We start from the raw sequence: 18,024 nt of genomic DNA, 5'->3' as shown, positions 1-18,024 counted from the left end.
TCTCTGTTCTCTGTTCTCCGTTCTCCGTTCTCTGTTTGAATTAAAAAAGTTAGCCACGAATGCACGAATATTTTATTGTTCTATCCGGGACTGCTGCTTCTGTATTTTTAAATTCCGCACTTCTCTCTTCTCTTGTTTCTTGTTTCTTGACTCTTGTTTCCTGGTTCTTATTCTAAAGCGAACTTTGATACGCAGTATCTGTTCTATGTTGTGATCCTTTTCTCCCGGTTTTCTCCAGCTGGCAGGCACAAACCTTAAATTCAGGAATCTTGGAAACAGGATCTAAATTATCTATTGTTAATTGGTTGGCTGAATGTTTTCCTCCCCAATGATAAGGAATGAACACCGTATCCTCTCGAATTGTTTCCACCACATGGGCCGGAAATTCTGCTTCTCCCCTTCTGGTTTTTACTTTAATAAGGTCATGATTTTCTATTCCATACTGGAAGGCCAGTTTTGGGTGTATTTCCAGTAAAGGTTCAGGATATTGATCCAGTAACTTTCCAATCCTTCGGGTAGAGGTTCCGCTTAGATATTGCGAGACGACCCTTCCTGTGGTCAACACTACCGGATATTCCTTATTCGGCATTTCTGAAGCTGCACGATATCTTACAGGATTAAAGTGCGCTTTCCCATCCGGTGTTTTAAATTTCCTATCTTCCCACAAACGCGGGGTTCCCGGGTGATCTTCAGAAGGACAGGGCCAGAAGATCCCCATATTATCTACGACTTTTTTATAGGTAATTCCGTAATAATCTGCCGTACCCCCTTTGGATGCAACCCTTAATTCATTGAAGATATCTTCACTGGTAGGGTAATCGAATTTTTCTTTTTCACCCAGGCGGGCAGCAAGTTCCATGAGGATCTGTCCATCCCTCCTTGTATTCTTAGGCGGAGTAATGGCTTCATTGATCTTCACCACCCTACCTTCAGCAGTAGTCACCGTACCTTCCTCCTCCTCGTGCAGGGAGCCCGCCATTATTATATCGGCATGGCGTGCAGTTTCACTAAGGAAGGTATCTATACAAATATAAAATTCAAGTTTTTCAAGGGCTTCCCGCACAAAATTATTATTGGGTAAGGATACCAGCGGATTAAAACAAATACTTATCATTCCTTTGATCTCCCCGCGGTGTATCGCCTCAATTTGCTCATAGGCTGAAAGTCCCTTACCGGGCATATCCTTTTCATCTATACCCCAAACCCCTGCAATATATTTCCTATGCTCGGGATTAGTGATATCACGGTTACCCGGCAATTGATCACATTTATGACCGTGCTCCCGGCCTCCCTGGCCGTTACCCTGTCCTGTGATCGTGCCATAGCCGCAATAAGGTTTTCCTAATCGTCCCGACGCCAAGACAATATTTATACAGCTAAGTACATTTTCCACCCCTTTTGTATGGTGCTCGATCCCACGGGCGTGCAGCAGGAAGCTTGTATTTGCTTTCCCCCACATTTCTGCAGCCTGGTAAATCAAATCCTTTGATATCCCGGTATGCTCCTCTGCCCAGTCAAGATCATAATCCTTTACGGCATCAATGGTTTCCTGGAATCCTGAAGTATGATTTTCAATGAATTCATGGTCTAGCCAATCATTATCTACCATTATTTTAAGGATGGCTCCAAATAACGCTGAATCTCCTCCCGGCCTAATTGGCAAATGAAGATCTGCCGTTCTGGCCAATGGGATCATCCTTGGGTCTACTACTATTAATTTAGCGCCGTTGTCCCTCGCCTGCCAGATATAATGTGTAAGGGTGGGGAAGGTTTCACTAACGTTGGCCCCGGCTATAAGGATGACCTCGGCATGTTTAAGATCGGCCCAACTGTTGGAGGTCCTGTCCAGTCCAAATGCTTTTTTGTTTCCTCCACCTGCACTAACCATGCACAACCGGCCATTATAATCAAGATTGGCTGTTTTAAGGGCTACCCTTGCAAACTTCCCTATCATATAGCTTTTCTCGTTGGTGAGTGAAACGCCCGATAGCATTGCAAAGGAATCTTTGCCATATTTCTCCTGGATTCTTTTTATCTCATTTACCGTCCTGCTCATGGCGTGGTCCCAGGATACGGGTTTAAAGCCTTTCCCTTCCACCCGCTCAATAGGATCCATAAGCCTGTCCGGATGGTTATTTTGCATATATCGCATAACCCCTTTTGGACAAAGCCGCCCCTCATTGAATGGGAATTCCTCCCAGGGCTCAAAACCTGCGATCTTATTATCCTTAACCTTCAGCTTAATACCGCATTGCATACCACAATAGCAACAATGGGTTTTCACCAGCTTGTCCGGCTCCTTATTCCCATGAAATCCTACCTGTGGAGCATATGCCTTATGAGGGCCATAGTTCTCTATGATCTTATCTACTGAAACTGGAAGTTTTGCCATTTTCTTTTTCTTTTTCTGTTTTTAACCGAATAATTTTCCGCCTTCCTTTCGTGCCTTCAAATGGGCCATGGCTAATGCAGAGCGCTTACCTTCAGGGCTTAGGTCCATATGATTGGTTCCATCCTGCTTGTCATAATTAAAACCGAGATCTTTAGATACAACCTTAAGATCATTGATATGAGTTTGGGTGGCAAATTCCTTTTTAGTGTGCGGACAGGTTGCCATCCCCCTTCGTTTCCCTTCGGTTTTATAAAGATTTGCACCCAACTGGGCGAGTCGCTGATAAATATGGAAGAACTTTCCAAAAGGCAACCACACCAGGAAAAGGATCACTGTAATTGCGTGGGTAACCGCCATAAACTGGTAAGTCTTACCTTCCAAAAAAGTATAATCATATGAAATACCCAGTCCGGTCACTGAAATTGCAATAAGCAGGATCAAAGGCAACCAGTCATTCTCAAAACTTTGGGTAGCGATCAATCCCCCGTCTGTAAACCTTCTATTCATCATCATAATGGCACCAATAGTCACCAGAACCGAACACCATACCAGGCCGTGGAAAGCTATAAAAGCAATAGGGGAACCCAAGCTAAAAGATCCGGCCTCAAATCCAAATAAGAGGGCATAATATGTAGTTTCATCTCCCGGCTTGAGCACAAAATGTATCCAGCCAAAAGTTAAAGGAACAGTGATAGCAAAGGCTATTAGACACCCCGTGGCAAGCAGGAAATGCCCTATCCAGCGGGTCCTGCTTCTATATGCTATGAACCTTTGAAAAAGAATATTCCTGAAAAATAATTTAATAGAGCGCCACAGGTATGGAAAGAAATACCTGCTAAATAGGAACTGCATACTCCTGCGCCAGTAAAGCTTGGTTGGTGGCCTTTGGATCCAAACCGAATAGCGGTAGGCGATCCCAAAAATGGCGAAAACTGTTCCTATCAAATAGGCGATAAGTGCGGGGTCAAAATTTTGCAAATTCCGGGAACCAATTAGCACGAGGATAATTGTGAGTACCGCTGCTATAGTTGCCTTGATTAGGGCCAGCCGATTTAAGGTTTTAAAGAGTCTGTACATAATAAGCAGGCATTAACAGTTCATAAATTTGAGTGAAACATAAATATAAGGATTTACAGAGGAGTGATAAAAGCTCCTCATCCTGATCTCTAGCAATTTAAAGTGAGTCTAAATAAGATATAATGGATCAATACCCCTAATCACATAGGTAAAAAACAGTCTTAAAATACTTTTTCAAACTTCACTGGAACGAGCTGCAAAAATGCTCCCTGAGGATCTGGGAAAATATGATTAAAATCAGTTTTCAGGTGTTGTAGCTAATTTAGAGCTGTGCTAAATAAGCAGACAAATTGTATAAAAAAGCCTTTGCAAAACTGCAAAGGCTTTTTTTGTTCAGTATATAATTAGATCAACATTCGATCCCGGAATTTGACCGGTCATAATACCACCAGTTAAGTCCCAGGCATATGACATAGTAAATGCCAAAGCCATATAAGGCATATTCTGGTGTACCCATCTGGATCTGTTCCCCAAATACCTGCGGAATAATAAAAGCTCCATATGCTGCAATTGCAGATGTCCAGCCCAGCACAGGACCTGCTTTTTCCTTGCTGAAGATGTATGGTATACTTCTAAAGGTAGAACCATTTCCAATTCCGGTAGTGACGAACAGGACCATAAAACCTGCAAAGAATGGCCACCAGTAGACCTCTGGAGTAGCACTATCCCTTGCCTGTACCACAAAATAAGCAACTGCCATTGTAGCTATTACAGTTACTATTGTACTATAAGTTGTTACCCTAGACCCGCTGTTTATTTTATCACTTAACCAGCCTCCCGCCGGTCTCACCAAAGCCCCAAGCATAGGGCCTATAAATACCCAGGTAAGGAAATCGGGGGCATTGGGGTTTACATATTGAGGGTTTGCAGGGTCTGTATACACGAATATATCCTGGCAAAGTTTTGGAAAGGCAGCCGAGAATCCTATGAATGAGCCAAAGGTCATGGTATATATTATAGTCATGATCCAGTTATGCTTATCATTAAGTATTGAAAATTGCTTATTAAGGCTTTGCTTTATGTCCTTAGGACTTAGGTATTTCATAAGAAGCAGGGTGAGAATCACCACCACCGGGAGAACTATCCACATATTGATCTCCAGTCCCACCAATAAATATGATCCCACTGCGGCAGTTATAATTCCAATCCCTACCATAAATAGTGTCTTGGAGATACCCTGAATGGTAGTAGGTAATTTTGGTGTTCCCGTTATCACGTTGTTCATTCCAAAAAAGGCACCCACAGCAGCAATTACAATAGGGATCCAGATCCAACCCGCATTTTGCAAGCCTGCCAGCGGCTGGTCCTCCACCACCTCTCCGCTGCTGCCAACAGCTGAAAAAAGGAAAATCCCTATTACAAACGGGATCATCTTTTGCATTATCCCCACTCCCAGGTTTCCTATACCGGCATTAAGCCCCAGTGAAGTTCCCTGCATCCTCTTAGGAAAGAAGTAACTTATATTACTCATAGAAGAGGCAAAATTCCCTCCTCCAAATCCCGACAAAAGCGCGAGGACCGCAAAGGTAAGATAGGACGTATTTTGATCTGCCAACGCAAAACCTACCCCAAAGGCCGGCACCAACAACAACACAGTAGTAGTGAAGACCACATTACGACCACCGCCAAGCGCTATAAGAAATGAATTGGGGATCCTAAGGGTAGCCCCTGCCAAACCTGCTATAGCTGGCAAAGTATAGTATAAATTATTGATGACCGCCAATTGTTCCTTCACCATTTCTTCACTCATATCCGGAGTGATCATTCCAAAATGGAAGTTGAATTCTTTCATTTTGGTGGTAATAATACTCCACATCATCCACACAGCAAAAGAAAGTAACAGGGCCGGGATGGAAAGCCAAAGGTTTCTGTAGGCTATCTTTTTACCTTTTTGTTCCCAAAAAACCGGATCTTCAACATTCCATTCTTCTAAGTTAGTCTTCATAATATTCAGGATTTGCTATGTTTAATTCTCTTTTTTCGATTCAATTTGGCGCATTAATTTGGGATGCTCCCGGTGCATCATTTTCTGTATTGTCCTGTGCATCCACCAAAGGCAAATAGCAGATATAATAAGAGTGAACATCCATGCACTGGTCCATAGCCCGGTGCCATTCAGGAGATAACCAAAGATGATAGGGCACACAAAACCTCCAAGACCACCAAGAACGCCTACCATTCCTCCTACCACTCCAACCTCATCTGGAAAATATTCTGGAATATGTTTATAGACGGCGGCTTTACCAATTCCCCAAATACTGCCCAGAATAATTACCAGGAAGGTAAACACCCATACATTGGCCTGAAAAAAGATCCGGGTTTCCCCGCTTGCAAGTAATTCCCGCTTCTCAACCATTTGTCCTTCCTGCACTACCGGCTCCTGCCAGGTTTCTTTTTTGGGAAAAACAAAATCCCCCTCTACAGTCTCTTCATGGCCGGCGTCCCTGGCGGCCACCGGATATTCTATACCTGCTGCCACGATCCTGGTTTCTGATACTTCTGTAACCTCCCCGGCTTGTTTTGCCATAATTCCGTTTCCGGGAGAGTAAATATCCATTTTTGGAAATATCAGTAAAAAACTAATAACTAAAGAGGTTCCTAAAACCCAGTACATCACTTTACGAGCTCCCCACTTGTCACTCATCCACCCTCCCAGGGCACGAATTACCCCTGACGGAAAACTAAATGCTGCTGCCAGGATCCCTGCCGTCACAAGGGGTAGGTAATAAACATTCACATAATAAGGAACCAGCCATTGGGAGAAGGCCACAAAACACCCAAATACCAGGAAGTAATAAAGACCAAATCTCCAAACCCTCAGGCTTTTGAGGGGAAGCATAAGTTTTTTAATAGTTCGTTGTGTTTCAGGTTTCCTGTTCTTTGCGAAGACCAGGAAAATCACAGCCATAAGAACAAGTACGGCAGCATAAATTACCGGCAGCACTCTCCAGTTCTCCATTTCTGTCCCGTCATTGGTGAGGTTTTGAAGTATCGTGGGCGCAAGTAAGGTGGTTAATGCAGCACCTGCATTACCGGCACCAAAGATCCCAAGAGCCCGGCCCTGCCAGTCTTTCTCATACCATACAGAAGTGTAGGCGATTCCTACCGCAAATCCTGCCCCGGTAAGGCCATAACCAAAACTGCATAAAGCAAACCCCAGGAAAGAATCTACATACTGTAACAGGAACATAGGAATTGCACTTATCAGTAATAATCCTCCAAAGACCCATTTCCCTCCAAACTTATCGGTCATGATCCCCACGGGCAGTCTAAAAATTGAGCCCGTAAGTACTGGTATTCCCAGGAGCCATCCAATTTGAACAGAATTCCAGTCATAAGCTCCATTATCCACAAGAAAAGTAACTGTAACCCCATTAAACATCCAGACTGCAAAACATATAGTAAAGGCTAGGGTATTTAAAAATAACATTTTGTGGGCCGTAGAAGATGGTTTGCTCATATTAAAGTAAGTTTATCAATTTTATACTTAAATCAATTAGATGTAACAATAGTTGCCTGGATTCTCAATTCTATTTTTTACGCTGCAAACTTCACATTTTCAACAAGCGGTAAAAATGATGATTATCAGGATATGGTAAATTTCTTTCCATTTTTGGAGAATATAAATTAAACCGGTAATGCGATTTTTATATTACCTCCTTACAAGATAGAAATTTTCTGAATCTGAGAAAAAACACCTTTTCCGGAATGAAAAAACAATAAAACTATTAGTTTAGCCGAAATTCTGAAGAATATATATAATTCTATAGTGGCCCCTATATATAACAAAACGGAACAAAAGCAGTGAAAATAAAGACTAAAAGAAAACTTATCACCTACCTTGATGTCCTGGATAAGCCATTAAGATTTAATCCATTTGTATTCAGCCGCAACTTTTTCCTGTGGGCTATTTTGGGAATTGCAGGTGGGTTAATTGCAGGGGTTTACTGGATCATTTTGGAAATGCTGATGCACGGGCTGGCTTTGTTTGATGGCTGGCAGGTGATCCCCACAATGGCTTTTGCAGGATTGCTGGCGGGGTTGATCATACATTTTATCGGGGATCCCGGGGAAATACAGCTTATTGTAAATAACATTAGGTTCAATAAGGGAAAACTGGATCCAAAGAATAACCTGTCCATGGTATTATCTTCCCTGCTTTGTGTGGGATCTGGGGGGAGCTTAGGCCCTGAAGCACCTCTTGTGCAGGTAACCGGTTCTACCGGGAGCTGGCTTGGAAAAATGTTAAGGTTAAAGGGGGAAGAATTGAGATCCTTAAGCATAGCCGGAATGGCTTCAGGATTTACCGCTCTCTTTGGTGCACCCCTGGGAGGCAGCCTTTTCTCACTTGAGATCCTGCACCATAAACATGCTGTGCAATATTATAAAGCTATTATTCCTGCTTTTGTAGCAAGTTCTTTCAGCTACATCATTTTTGCCCTTATTATTCACCTGGGACTGGGGCCTATATGGGATTTACCTTCCTATATTATGGAAGATAAATTTGATTTTGCCTATGCTGTCATATTTGGGGTGGCAGGCACCTTTCTTGGGTGGCTCTTTATTTTTTGCACCAGGTTTTTTAAGTCAGCTTTTTACAGGCTTAAATTCCCTATTTACTACAAAACTTTTCTGGGAGGGATCATCCTTGGCGTTATTGCTTTTTATTTTCCTATTACCAGGTATTTTGGCCACCACGAGATCAACGATCTTTTATTGAATGACCTTAGCCTGGAATTTCTAACAGCGGTTTTGATAATGAAGATCCTGGCAATTTCAATTACAGTTACCTCAGGCTGGCGAGGCGGTTTCATAATTCCTCTATTTTTTGTGGGTGCCACCCTTGGATTGATAATTCATCAGCTTTTTCCAACTACTAACCTTTCACTGGCAGTGATTACCTGCATGGCGGCTATTAATGCCTGCGTAACAAGGACCCCTATGAGTACCACTATATTACTAGCCACCTTGACCGGTTTTGGTTATTTTATTCCGATTCTTTTTGCCAGCCTAACCGGATATTTCCTGGCCCCGAGAATTCCTTTTATTTCCTCTCAAATGGGAGAGGACAACAAATAAAAAAATAAGTATGGATAGCTTTACAATTGCCAGGGTAATACACGTTGTCGCGGTGGTATTGTGGATTGGAGGAGTGGCTATGGTGACTACTGTGATCTTACCTGCAGTAAAAAGAATGATGTCAAGGGAGGACATGCTCAACACCTTCGAAACCATTGAAGGCAGGTTTGCTTTGCAGGCTAAAATAACGACGGTGTTAACCGGCCTTAGCGGATTTTATATGATAGATTATATGAATGGCTGGGAAAGGTTCCTTTACATTCAATTCTGGTGGCTGCACGCCATGGTGTTGGTTTGGTTCCTCTTTACTATTATACTATTTATTCTTGAGCCTTTTGTTCTTCACAAATTATTTCAAAAATATGCTTTAACGCACCCGGAGAAAACGTACAAATATATTCACACCGCTCACTGGATCCTTTTAATTTTAAGTATCATCACCATAATTGGAGCAGTTGCCGGCAGTCATGGTCTATATTTTATTTGAAAGTTTCATAATATTTTAAGCCTGCCAGAAACGGTCTTCCCATTCCTCATTAGGAGAAACTGCAGCCTGGTGTAGCTTTTTGATCTCTACAAGCTTTCCTGCTCTGGAGATTTCCCGGAATAGGACGTTTTCTTCAAACCTTATATGAGAGGCAAGTTCCTCCTCCAGCAGGTTCAGGACCTTTTCGTTTTCACAGCTACAGCTCAACAATTTTCTTATACGCCGATGGTTGGCCAGCGCCCGCTTAACCCTTGCATTACTTCCCAATATTGGAAAAATATACTTTTCCTCTATCTCAAAATGAGGTTCGAGATAGGTAGTAAGAAACCAATCTGTATAAGCTCTTATTCGAAGCAGGTCTACCTCATTCCTTAAACCCATACGTATACGCTCACATAATTGTAGCGCCTGCTCATGCTCTTGCATAACAGGCTTCAGGAAGGAGGAGGTCTTAGCTGTTATTTTGGAATTATAAGTCATTTGATAAACAATTTTAACCCTGGATCCTAAGCAGGTTGAAATATATTACTTCAGGTTTTTTCCGGATTTCAGTTTTGCCAGAAATGGTCCTTCCAGTCATCATCAGAAAATTGTATCCCATTGTGATGTTTTTCAATATCAGCGAGCTGCTCTTCGGTAGCAACCGCCTGGATCTCATTAAAAAGGACTCTTTCCTCAAATCTTATATGGCTATCCAGCTCTTCCTCAATACTATTCATTGCAATAGCAAGATCAGCTTCCTGGTTAAACAATCTTTTAAGTCGGCGATGTTCTGCAAGCGCCCTTTTCACCAGTTCATGATCATTTCCTAAAACAGGAAAAATATATTTCTCCTCTGCCTCAAAATGTGGGTCCAGGTAGTGTCTCCTAAACCAATCAGTATATGACTTAATTCTCGCCATATTCACATCCAGTTTTACACCCTGTCTAATTTTCCAGCATAACAGTAATCCATGATGATGCTCCCGGCTTAAAGGTTTTAATGCTTCGTGTCGTTTTATTGGTTTTTTCATTTTTGTTTTTTATCATTCCCCTTAAAGAATAAAGAAGGGATATTTCATCCCACAATACTAAATGCTTAATATAAGCTTTTAATTTTGAGCTCAATCCATATCATATTTATTTCTGGTCTAAACAGAAGTTAATTATATTATACTACGGCTCACATTTCAGGGAATAAGAATCTAAATAAAATTATCTATTCAATTTTTTTTCCAAAGCAATAGCTTTAGGAAAAAGAATATTATTTTCCAGATGCACATGAGTATGAAGGTCCTTTTCAAACTCTTCAAGCTTGGAATAAAAAGCCCTGTAAGTATGACACGCCCCTGGGGGAGGGACATAGTTATTACTTAGCTTTGCTATTCGTTTAAAAATTGCCCCCGCCTCTTCGTGGTCCTCTTCCATAATTTTAATGGGATTATAGATCTTATCAAAATCAGGTTTTGCAGGCGCAGTTCCTTCCTTGGCAGCTTCTACCAATTTTTTAATATATGGAAATACAATGTTTTCCTCCTTTTTAAGATGGCCGGAGAGTTCAATTGACAATTCAGAGAACAGGCGTTGAATTTGAATAAGCTCTGGATAATTCACCGAGTGAACCTGCACCACCCTTGAAGCATAAGCTATCACCAGGGGAATGTTCTCTATTACAAATGCGTGATGAATAATTATAATATGATCTACTAGAAAATCAAGAGACCATTTATTATAATCATAATTACCGGCGATAGAGGTGTTAAGGTTCTTCAACTCCGATTCCAGAACCTTATAATCTAATTTAGCTTTTTCAGCAGCTTTTTTTATAGTTACTCCTCCACCACAGCAAAAGTCTATCCCGTATTTTTTAAAAACATGGGCCGTCTTAATATTTTCTGTCACCAGGGACGCTACAGTCATTTTTTCTAATTCTTCCATTATTCCCGTTTTTATTAATAAGATCAAAAATGAAGATTTTTGCATGGAAATAATATGAGGCAAATCATATAGTCCTGAGCTCCTTTATTTTGCTTCAAAATAAAGGTTTCTTCTTCCTTCTTTGAACAGGAAAAGTTGTTGAAACATGTATGATTTAAAGCTCCGTTTTTGCGGGATATGAACCCGCCCTCGTTAGAGGAAAATTCTATAATCGCGAAGGAAGGAAGGAAGGAAGGAAGGAAGGAAGGAAGGAAGGAAGGAAGGGAAAAGAAAATCTTTAATATCCTAGTCGTTATCTTTCCTTGCCATGAAGAACCAGGATAGGAAGGGAATTTGTCACTTTGGAATAGATCCCATGCTTCGTATGCAGGAATTTGTCACAGATCCCGATATTCTTACCCAACATCACGATCATATCAAACCGGTTCTGGATCTTCTTTAAGTTAACATCGGTAAAAAGATACTTATTCTCCCCGGGCACTACATCTACCTTTCGATTACTAATACGGGAGATATGATTTATACCGGCTCCCGCCTCTGCGCCCTCCCTGGTTACCTGCATTTCAACAATGCTAAGTGCAGCTTCTGGAGCTACACCATGACGGGTAAAGAACTTAAAAATATTCTCGTCCAGCGATGCCGAATAATCTATGGGAAAAATAATCTTTTTTACAGGCCGGAACTGGCTTTTCTCTGCTACCGCAAGAATATTACAACGTATCTTCTTAATCACTTCATAGGTATGATTACCAATGATCGTAAATGGGGAATGCCCTCTATTGGCAGCACCCATCACTATAAGATCTATCTTAAGTTCCTGGGCATATTTTCTTGTAGCGCTTACAAGATCACTTTCAGAATAATGCGATATAAATGTATGTTTCTCGTTTTTGCTTATTGCCTTCAGCTCTTCCATTCTTTGCTTAAGCTTCTTGACGGCTAAATCTTTCTTTTCCTTTGCCAGGTTGGCCTCTGGGTTAAATAATTCAATATTAAGCATATGGAAATTAACCGGAATATCTCCCAGGAACTGCACAGCATAACTACCGGCATTCTTTGCGACCTCAGAAAGATCTGTCAAAATAAGTACGTTCATAGAAATGAAGTAATTGCCCTAATTTTTTACCTTGGCAAACCTAATCTAAGTACAAGCATTGAAAAATGATAATCATCACTTTTGTCCAACTTCCACACTGGCACATCAAGAGCAAGTATTCTTAGAAATATAAGATCAACATTGGAAGATTCGCAAAACATCTGGCCCCGGGAATACCTTAATTAAATGGTGATAAGGAAAAAATCCCGCGAGATTTCTGTACTATCTTCAGTCTTTATCCCGGGAAAGAATCCTATACCAATAAACCGCGGCCACACCCACCGTTATAATACCTCCAATGATAAAAAATTCAGATTTGAACCTGAACTCTTCGAAAAAACCAAAGATCGAATACCACCTTATCATAAGCTTACTCTTTAGATCTATAGGCTCGCATAAAAACACGCCTAAGATTTCTGCTTTTAGCAGGATAGAATGTCAATTATAACCCCCCGGAAATAACGTGCAGTTTTACAAAATTATAACGCGCCAAGGAGTAAATAGATGATAATAATCAGCAAATGAGGAAATTGCAAAAAAATTATAGATTAAAAAGAGGTTGTACAAGAGAGTTAGGGCTCAGGGATGGCTTCTCGCCTAAATCCCTTAAAACAAAAAACCAAACTGCTTTCACAATTCGGTTTTTAACATTCTTGTTGGCCTACTAGGGACTACCCTCGACTTCGCTCGGGACTCCCGATAGCTCCTAAAATCCGTAAGTCTTATAATAAAAAAGCTGCAAAACCTTATTTAATGGGGCTTTGCAGCTACGTAATATTCACTTAAATTAGTGTTGCACAATACTACAGCCGTGAAGATAATAAAATCCAATCCGATCTCCGCTTTCGGAGGAGCAAATTTTGTTTTTGACTATTTGAACAAGATGAACATCGATCAAATTTGTAATGACAGGCTTCCTCCAATGGTCAATCAAAGTAAATATTCCTGGAAAGACATTTTCTATTCTTTGAAATCAGTCTACCTCTGTGGAGGAGATTATATCGAAGATTTACAAGCACATTTGAAACCCCATTTCACTAATAATCCTTTTGTAAAACTAGCAAGTCCTGACACTGTTTTAAGAAGACTATCTCAACTTTCCGAGCAAACTCAATCTTGTAAAACCAAGCGAGGTGTTGTAACTCATCAATATTGTACAAACTCAAAATTAGAAAGTCTGAATATAGATATTCTTAAAAAGCTTGGAGTTTTTAAGTCTGACAAGCTTACTATTGATTACGACAACACGATTATTTTCAATGAAAAGGAAGATAGTAAGATGACGTATAAAAGGAATTATGGATATCAGCCCGGAGTATGTACCATAAATGAAGAGAACATCCTATATATTGAAAACCGGAACGGAAACTCGGATGCAAAATCTTTTCAGCTAGACACCCTTAAAAGAGTATTTGATTTATTGGATTCCCAAAAGATCAAAAAAGTCCATAATTTCAGAGCCGATGCGGCATCATACCAATATGATGTCATTTCCTTCTTACAAAGTAAGGTTGATAATTTTTACATAGGATGCAGGAACAGCTATGTTGAAAAATATTTTTCCCAAGTTGGCCAGTGGGAAGAAATGAAGTGTGAAGATGGGACCATGGAAGTAGGATCTATTGAGATAACCCCCTTTAAACGACAGTCCCCATCAAATAAGGCACAAACATATAGACTCGTTGTAAAAAGAAAACCAAAAAAAGATAGGCAGATAGACTTGATTACTCAAGATATTTATGATTATAGAGCCATAATAACAAATGATTTTGATCTGGATACCAAAGGTGTTGCAGCGTTTTACAACCAAAGAGGAAATATGGAGCGCCAGTTTGATATACTTAAAAATGATTTTGGTTGGAACAATATGCCTTTCTCATCCTTGAACAAAAATCTTGTCTTCTTATACTTTACGGCAATATGCCGGAATCTCTACAATAAGATAATCCAGCATTTTTCTAAAACGAACAGGTATCTAAAACCCACTTACAGGATGAAAAAATTCATTTTCAGATTTATCATATTACCTGCTAAATGGATCAAACAAAGCCGCCAACTCAAATTAAGGATTTATTCATACAACCATTATCAAACATAGTAACAACAACAGAAAGAGTAGAAAGGAAATCTAATATCTGCAAAAATAATCCTACACCAGGGATGAGCTATTATTGTCTTAATTCAAAAAAATTAGCTTTTCAAACCTCAAATAGTAAACATCTCAATAATAAAAAATAAAATGTGCCTGGATAATTCCTCGGAAACAAAATAATGGAAAACATTTTTATTATGAACCTATAAAAAAGATCAATTTTAAAGAGAGATGCGGATTTTAGGAGCTATCGGGATCTCGCCTACATCCCTTAAAACAAAAAACCGAACTGTTTTCACAATTCGGTTTTTAACATTCTTGTTGGCCTACTAGGGCTCGAACCTAGACTCTTCTGGACCAAAACCAGACGTGTTGCCAGTTACACCATAGGCCAGCGTTTCAATGCGGATGCAAATTTAAAACAAAGTTTATTCTACACAAATATTTTTTTGATTTTTTATCAGGTTATTTTCCTACCCGTTCAAATTCAGGTTTTCAGGAAAATATTTTCTTTATAAGCCCGTTTTAAAACCTATCCTTTAAATATTTCTTAAATTCGCCACCACTTATATACTTAAGAGCAAAATATGACCAATTTTAGCTTTGGTAAATGGAACCAAATACTGGGATGGCTGGTATTTGTTATCTCCCTTACCACTTATACGCTTACCCTGGAACCCACCGCCAGTTTTTGGGATGCAGGAGAATACATTGCAACATCTGCCAATCTCGAAGTAGGTCACCCGCCAGGGGCACCGCTCTATCAAATGATGGGGGCATTCTTTTCCACCTTTGCTGCAGATAGTAGCCAGGTAGCATTGATGGTGAACTTCATGTCTGGCCTGGCCAGTGCCTTTGCCATTTTATTTATGTTCTGGTCCATCGTGCTCCTGCTTTTAAAAGTTACCGGCCCCAGGGAAACCCTTACCCCCGGTAAGAAGATCGCTGTCCTGGGAAGCGCCTTGGTAGGCTCCCTTGCCTTTACTTTCACAGATAGCTTTTGGTTTAGTGCTGTGGAAGCTGAAGTTTACGCCATGGCTGCCTGCATAATGGCCTTGCTCTTCTATCTTGGGTTGCTATGGGAAAGAGACATGTTCAAACCCCGCGGAAACCGCTGGGTGATCTTGATATCTCTAATCGTTGGACTCTCCTTTGGAGTACATTTCATGGGACTACTTACCATCCCTGCAATAGGCTTTTTATATTTCTTCAAGAATTACCAAAAGGTCACAGTAAAGAACTTTATAATTGCAAACATCGCGGTGGTAGCCGTGCTTATGTTCATCTTCAAGTTCCTCCTTCCATACACCCTAACATTCTTTGGATACTCTGAGGTATTCTTTACTAACACTTTTGGTCTTCCATTCAACTCCGGAACCATCATAGCAGCCGTGCTTATCATAGCTGCCTTTTACTATGCTATCCAGTATACGCGCAAAAAACATTACTACCAGCTTAACACGCTGTTTCTGTGTATACTTTTTATACTTATAGGATTTTCCAGCTGGACGATGCTTCCTATAAGAGCAAATGCCAATACGGTGATCAATGAGAACAGCCCCGACAATGCACGGGAGTTGCTGGCTTATTACAACCGGGAACAGTATGGGGAAACACATCTTTTCTACGGCCCCCAGTTCACCGAAATGTATGCAGGGCTTGACCCCGATAATCCATATAGGGACGACAAACCTAATTACGAAAAGGACGAAGCCACCGGGAAATATATCATAGTTAATGACTATAAGAACGCCAGGCAAAACCTGGATGACAGGCATAAGGATTTCCTGCCAAGAATGTGGAGTACTCAACACGCAACCAATTATATGCAATTCACGGGGCCGCTGGACTTCACAGTAAAACCTGAATATCAAAATGAGGAGCAGCTACTGGCCGCGATTACAGAATTCAGGAGGAATTATGCCCAGGGAAGGCTGGATTACGAGGATTATCACAGTTTTCTCTCTCAATTCAGTCAGTATCTCGATGTGCAAAAACCCTCTTTTGGATCCAATCTGGGGTACTTGTTTGAATACCAGATGGGTTATATGTACTGGCGCTATTTTATGTGGAATTTTACCGGAAGGCAAAATGACAATCAGGGTCAAATGACAGATCTCAACGGGAACTGGCTTAGTGGGATTAAATTTATCGATGAGTGGAGGCTGGGATCACAGGACGACCTGCCTTCAGACATGAAAAATAATAAGGCACGCAACACTTATTTCTTCCTGCCTTTCATCCTGGGAATCATTGGTATCTTCTTCCATTACAACCGGGATATCAAAGGCTTCTGGATCCTTACAGTGTTTTTTCTTTTCACCGGGATTGCCTTAAAGATCTATTTAAATGAGAGGCCTTTTGAACCACGTGAAAGGGATTACGCCCTGGTTGGTTCCTTCTATGTCTTTGCTATATGGATAGGATTTGGCGTATATGCCATTTTTGATTATTTAAGACGGAAGATAAAACCAACAGTAGCAGCCCCCGTAGCAATAGTAGTTTCACTTCTGGCCGCTCCCGTGCTTATGGCATCAGAGAACTGGGATGACCACGACAGGTCCAACCGCTATACCGCCCTGGCAATGGCCAAGATGTACCTGGACTCTGTAGATGAAAATGCAATCCTGTTTACCATAGGGGACAATGATACTTTTGCGCTATGGTATGCACAGCAAATAGAGGGATACAGGAGGGATGTGCGCATCGTGAACACCAGCCTCTTTGCGACCGACTGGTATATCGATCAAATGAAAAGCAAGGCATGGACCAGTGACCCTATCCCCTCACAGCTGGAACATCATCAATACAGGGCTGGAACAAATGAATTTGTGATCCACCAGCAAGTGACCACAGACACAATGGCCATTAAAAACTGGATGAACTGGATAGCCAGTGATAATCCGGGCACTAAAGGCGAGCTTCAAAGCGGGCAGGTTGTAAATACCTTTCCGACAAAATCTATACGAGTACCTGTGAATAAGAACAATGTTCTTCAATATGGGATTGTAAAGCCCGAAGATGAAGATCTCATTGTAGATAATATCTTCCTGCAGCTTGAAGGAAATGTGATCTATAAGAACAGGCTGCTAATGCTCGATATCATTGCCAATAATGACTGGAAACGGCCAATTTATTTCACAGGCGGAAGTTTTGGAAATGATGATTACCTGTGGATGAAGGATTATTTGCAACTGGATGGGGTAACTTATAAACTTGTACCCGTTCAAACTCCTGTAAACCCAAGAAACCCATTTGATATGGGAAGGATAGATACAGATAAAATGTATGATATCGTCAAAGGCTGGGATTGGGGTAATATGGAAGATCCCAACATTTATCATGATCCGGAAACCCGTAAAAACTCCATCACCTACAGGAGCAATCTTGCCCGCCTTAGCGAGGCTTTGCTCAATGAAGGTGACAAAGAAAGGGCAGAAGAGATCATCGACCTGGCAATGGAAAAAATGCCGGTAGACTTCTACGGCTATTACACCTTGCTGGAACCTTTTATAAGTGGTTATTTCGAAGTAGGTGAGCCCGAAAAGGCGCGGGAATTATGGGAACAGGTTGCTTTTAAATATCAGGAAAACTTAAGGTATTACAGCGGCTGGGATGTGGACAGGCAATTTAATTATGCCGATAATATTATTACAGATATGGAACGATATCGCTCCCTGGTTGACCTGTTGTTCAGGCACGGGGAACAGGAGTATGCCAGGGCAAAAGCAGAAGAGTTCAACACGTATTTAAGCCTTTATCCAAGTTTTTATCAGGAGGAAGAGGAAATTATAGATGTCCCAGAGCCTACGAATGAGGCCATAGACAGGGAATTAAGAAATCCTGAACAGGTAGACTCCCTGGACAGCACCCTTATTCAATAA

Annotated in this window: 13 protein-coding genes and 1 tRNA gene; 5 read left to right on the top strand and 9 right to left on the bottom strand. The window is 41.0% G+C overall.

Translation table 11 applies throughout. The features are described 5' to 3' along the window. Window positions 1–172: 172 nt before the first annotated feature. The 4 genes from FHG64_RS11940 to FHG64_RS11925 form a co-directional block, all read right to left on the bottom strand. Entirely contained in the window at window positions 173–2,392 is a 2,220-nt protein-coding gene (locus FHG64_RS11940) for a molybdopterin oxidoreductase family protein (protein ID WP_139066614.1), read from the bottom strand. A gap of 21 nt (window positions 2,393–2,413) precedes the next feature. After that, entirely contained in the window at window positions 2,414–3,469 is a 1,056-nt protein-coding gene (locus FHG64_RS11935; RefSeq protein ID WP_139066613.1) for an MFS transporter, read from the bottom strand. Window positions 3,470–3,818: 349 nt separating this feature from the next. Next, window positions 3,819–5,414 carry an MFS transporter gene (locus FHG64_RS11930; protein ID WP_139066612.1) on the bottom strand — a complete coding sequence of 532 codons (1,596 nt, stop codon included), beginning with the start codon at window positions 5,412–5,414 and terminating at the stop codon, window positions 3,819–3,821. 21 nt (window positions 5,415–5,435) lie between these two features. Next, window positions 5,436–6,929 carry an MFS transporter gene (locus FHG64_RS11925; RefSeq protein ID WP_139066611.1) on the bottom strand — a complete coding sequence of 498 codons (1,494 nt, stop codon included), beginning with the start codon at window positions 6,927–6,929 and terminating at the stop codon, window positions 5,436–5,438. 344 nt (window positions 6,930–7,273) lie between these two features. Between FHG64_RS11925 and FHG64_RS11920 the strand changes: the two genes are divergently transcribed. Together FHG64_RS11920 and FHG64_RS11915 are read left to right on the top strand one after the other, a co-directional pair. Next, a complete protein-coding gene (locus tag FHG64_RS11920; protein WP_139066610.1) occupies window positions 7,274–8,548 on the top strand; it encodes a chloride channel protein in 1,275 nt (424 codons plus the stop codon). A 10-nt stretch (window positions 8,549–8,558) separates the two neighbouring features. After that, window positions 8,559–9,035, top strand: a complete 477-nt coding sequence (locus tag FHG64_RS11915; RefSeq protein WP_139066609.1) for a hypothetical protein — start codon at window positions 8,559–8,561, stop codon at window positions 9,033–9,035. A gap of 15 nt (window positions 9,036–9,050) precedes the next feature. On the opposite strand, the gene FHG64_RS11910 is transcribed toward FHG64_RS11915, so the two are convergent. The 4 genes from FHG64_RS11910 to FHG64_RS11895 all read right to left on the bottom strand — a co-directional run bounded on the left by FHG64_RS11910 (window position 9,051) and on the right by FHG64_RS11895 (window position 12,048). Beyond that, on the bottom strand, window positions 9,051–9,515 hold the full coding sequence (locus tag FHG64_RS11910) for a hemerythrin domain-containing protein (protein WP_139066608.1): 465 nt from the start codon (window positions 9,513–9,515) through the stop codon (window positions 9,051–9,053). A 68-nt stretch (window positions 9,516–9,583) separates the two neighbouring features. Then, window positions 9,584–10,048 (bottom strand): hemerythrin domain-containing protein, encoded by a 465-nt coding sequence (locus FHG64_RS11905; protein ID WP_139066607.1) that lies wholly within the window; start codon window positions 10,046–10,048, stop codon window positions 9,584–9,586. A 181-nt stretch (window positions 10,049–10,229) separates the two neighbouring features. Next, window positions 10,230–10,952: an iron-sulfur cluster repair di-iron protein gene (gene ric, locus FHG64_RS11900; RefSeq protein ID WP_139066606.1), complete on the bottom strand. Its 723-nt coding sequence runs from the start codon at window positions 10,950–10,952 to the stop codon at window positions 10,230–10,232. A 292-nt stretch (window positions 10,953–11,244) separates the two neighbouring features. Beyond that, on the bottom strand, window positions 11,245–12,048 hold the full coding sequence (locus tag FHG64_RS11895) for a universal stress protein (RefSeq protein WP_139066605.1): 804 nt from the start codon (window positions 12,046–12,048) through the stop codon (window positions 11,245–11,247). Window positions 12,049–12,234: 186 nt separating this feature from the next. Here FHG64_RS11895 and FHG64_RS11890 point away from each other — a divergent pair, with 186 nt between their 5' ends. Then, window positions 12,235–12,429, top strand: coding sequence for a hypothetical protein (locus FHG64_RS11890; RefSeq protein ID WP_139066604.1), 195 nt, complete (start codon window positions 12,235–12,237; stop codon window positions 12,427–12,429). 409 nt (window positions 12,430–12,838) lie between these two features. After that, window positions 12,839–14,146, top strand: coding sequence for an IS1380 family transposase (locus FHG64_RS11885; protein ID WP_139066296.1), 1,308 nt, complete (start codon window positions 12,839–12,841; stop codon window positions 14,144–14,146). Between the two features lie 315 nt (window positions 14,147–14,461). Here FHG64_RS11885 and FHG64_RS11880 read toward each other — a convergent pair. Then, window positions 14,462–14,534, bottom strand: a tRNA-Gln gene (locus tag FHG64_RS11880). A gap of 193 nt (window positions 14,535–14,727) precedes the next feature. Between FHG64_RS11880 and FHG64_RS11875 the strand changes: the two genes are divergently transcribed. Then, entirely contained in the window at window positions 14,728–18,024 is a 3,297-nt protein-coding gene (locus FHG64_RS11875; RefSeq protein WP_139066603.1) for a glycosyltransferase family 117 protein, read from the top strand.

The sequence above is a fragment of the Antarcticibacterium flavum genome, from assembly GCF_006159205.1.
GTDB lineage: Bacteria > Bacteroidota > Bacteroidia > Flavobacteriales > Flavobacteriaceae > Gillisia > Gillisia flava.
Note: the sequence above shows the minus strand (reverse complement) of the source record. Positions and strands in the feature narration are given on the sequence as shown.

What these genes read in the sequence shown, in the direction of transcription:
- FHG64_RS11940 (WP_139066614.1), bottom strand. Translation starts at nt 2,392, where the DNA reads ATGGCAAAACTTCCAGTTTCAGTAGATAAGATCATAGAGAACTATGGC.
- FHG64_RS11935 (WP_139066613.1), bottom strand. Translation starts at nt 3,469, where the DNA reads ATGTACAGACTCTTTAAAACCTTAAATCGGCTGGCCCTAATCAAGGCA.
- FHG64_RS11930 (WP_139066612.1), bottom strand. Translation starts at nt 5,414, where the DNA reads ATGAAGACTAACTTAGAAGAATGGAATGTTGAAGATCCGGTTTTTTGG.
- FHG64_RS11925 (WP_139066611.1), bottom strand. Translation starts at nt 6,929, where the DNA reads ATGAGCAAACCATCTTCTACGGCCCACAAAATGTTATTTTTAAATACC.
- FHG64_RS11915 (WP_139066609.1), top strand. Translation starts at nt 8,559, where the DNA reads ATGGATAGCTTTACAATTGCCAGGGTAATACACGTTGTCGCGGTGGTA.
- FHG64_RS11910 (WP_139066608.1), bottom strand. Translation starts at nt 9,515, where the DNA reads ATGACTTATAATTCCAAAATAACAGCTAAGACCTCCTCCTTCCTGAAG.
- FHG64_RS11905 (WP_139066607.1), bottom strand. Translation starts at nt 10,048, where the DNA reads ATGAAAAAACCAATAAAACGACACGAAGCATTAAAACCTTTAAGCCGG.
- ric (WP_139066606.1), bottom strand. Translation starts at nt 10,952, where the DNA reads ATGGAAGAATTAGAAAAAATGACTGTAGCGTCCCTGGTGACAGAAAAT.
- FHG64_RS11895 (WP_139066605.1), bottom strand. Translation starts at nt 12,048, where the DNA reads ATGAACGTACTTATTTTGACAGATCTTTCTGAGGTCGCAAAGAATGCC.
- FHG64_RS11890 (WP_139066604.1), top strand. Translation starts at nt 12,235, where the DNA reads ATGGTGATAAGGAAAAAATCCCGCGAGATTTCTGTACTATCTTCAGTC.
- FHG64_RS11875 (WP_139066603.1), top strand. Translation starts at nt 14,728, where the DNA reads ATGACCAATTTTAGCTTTGGTAAATGGAACCAAATACTGGGATGGCTG.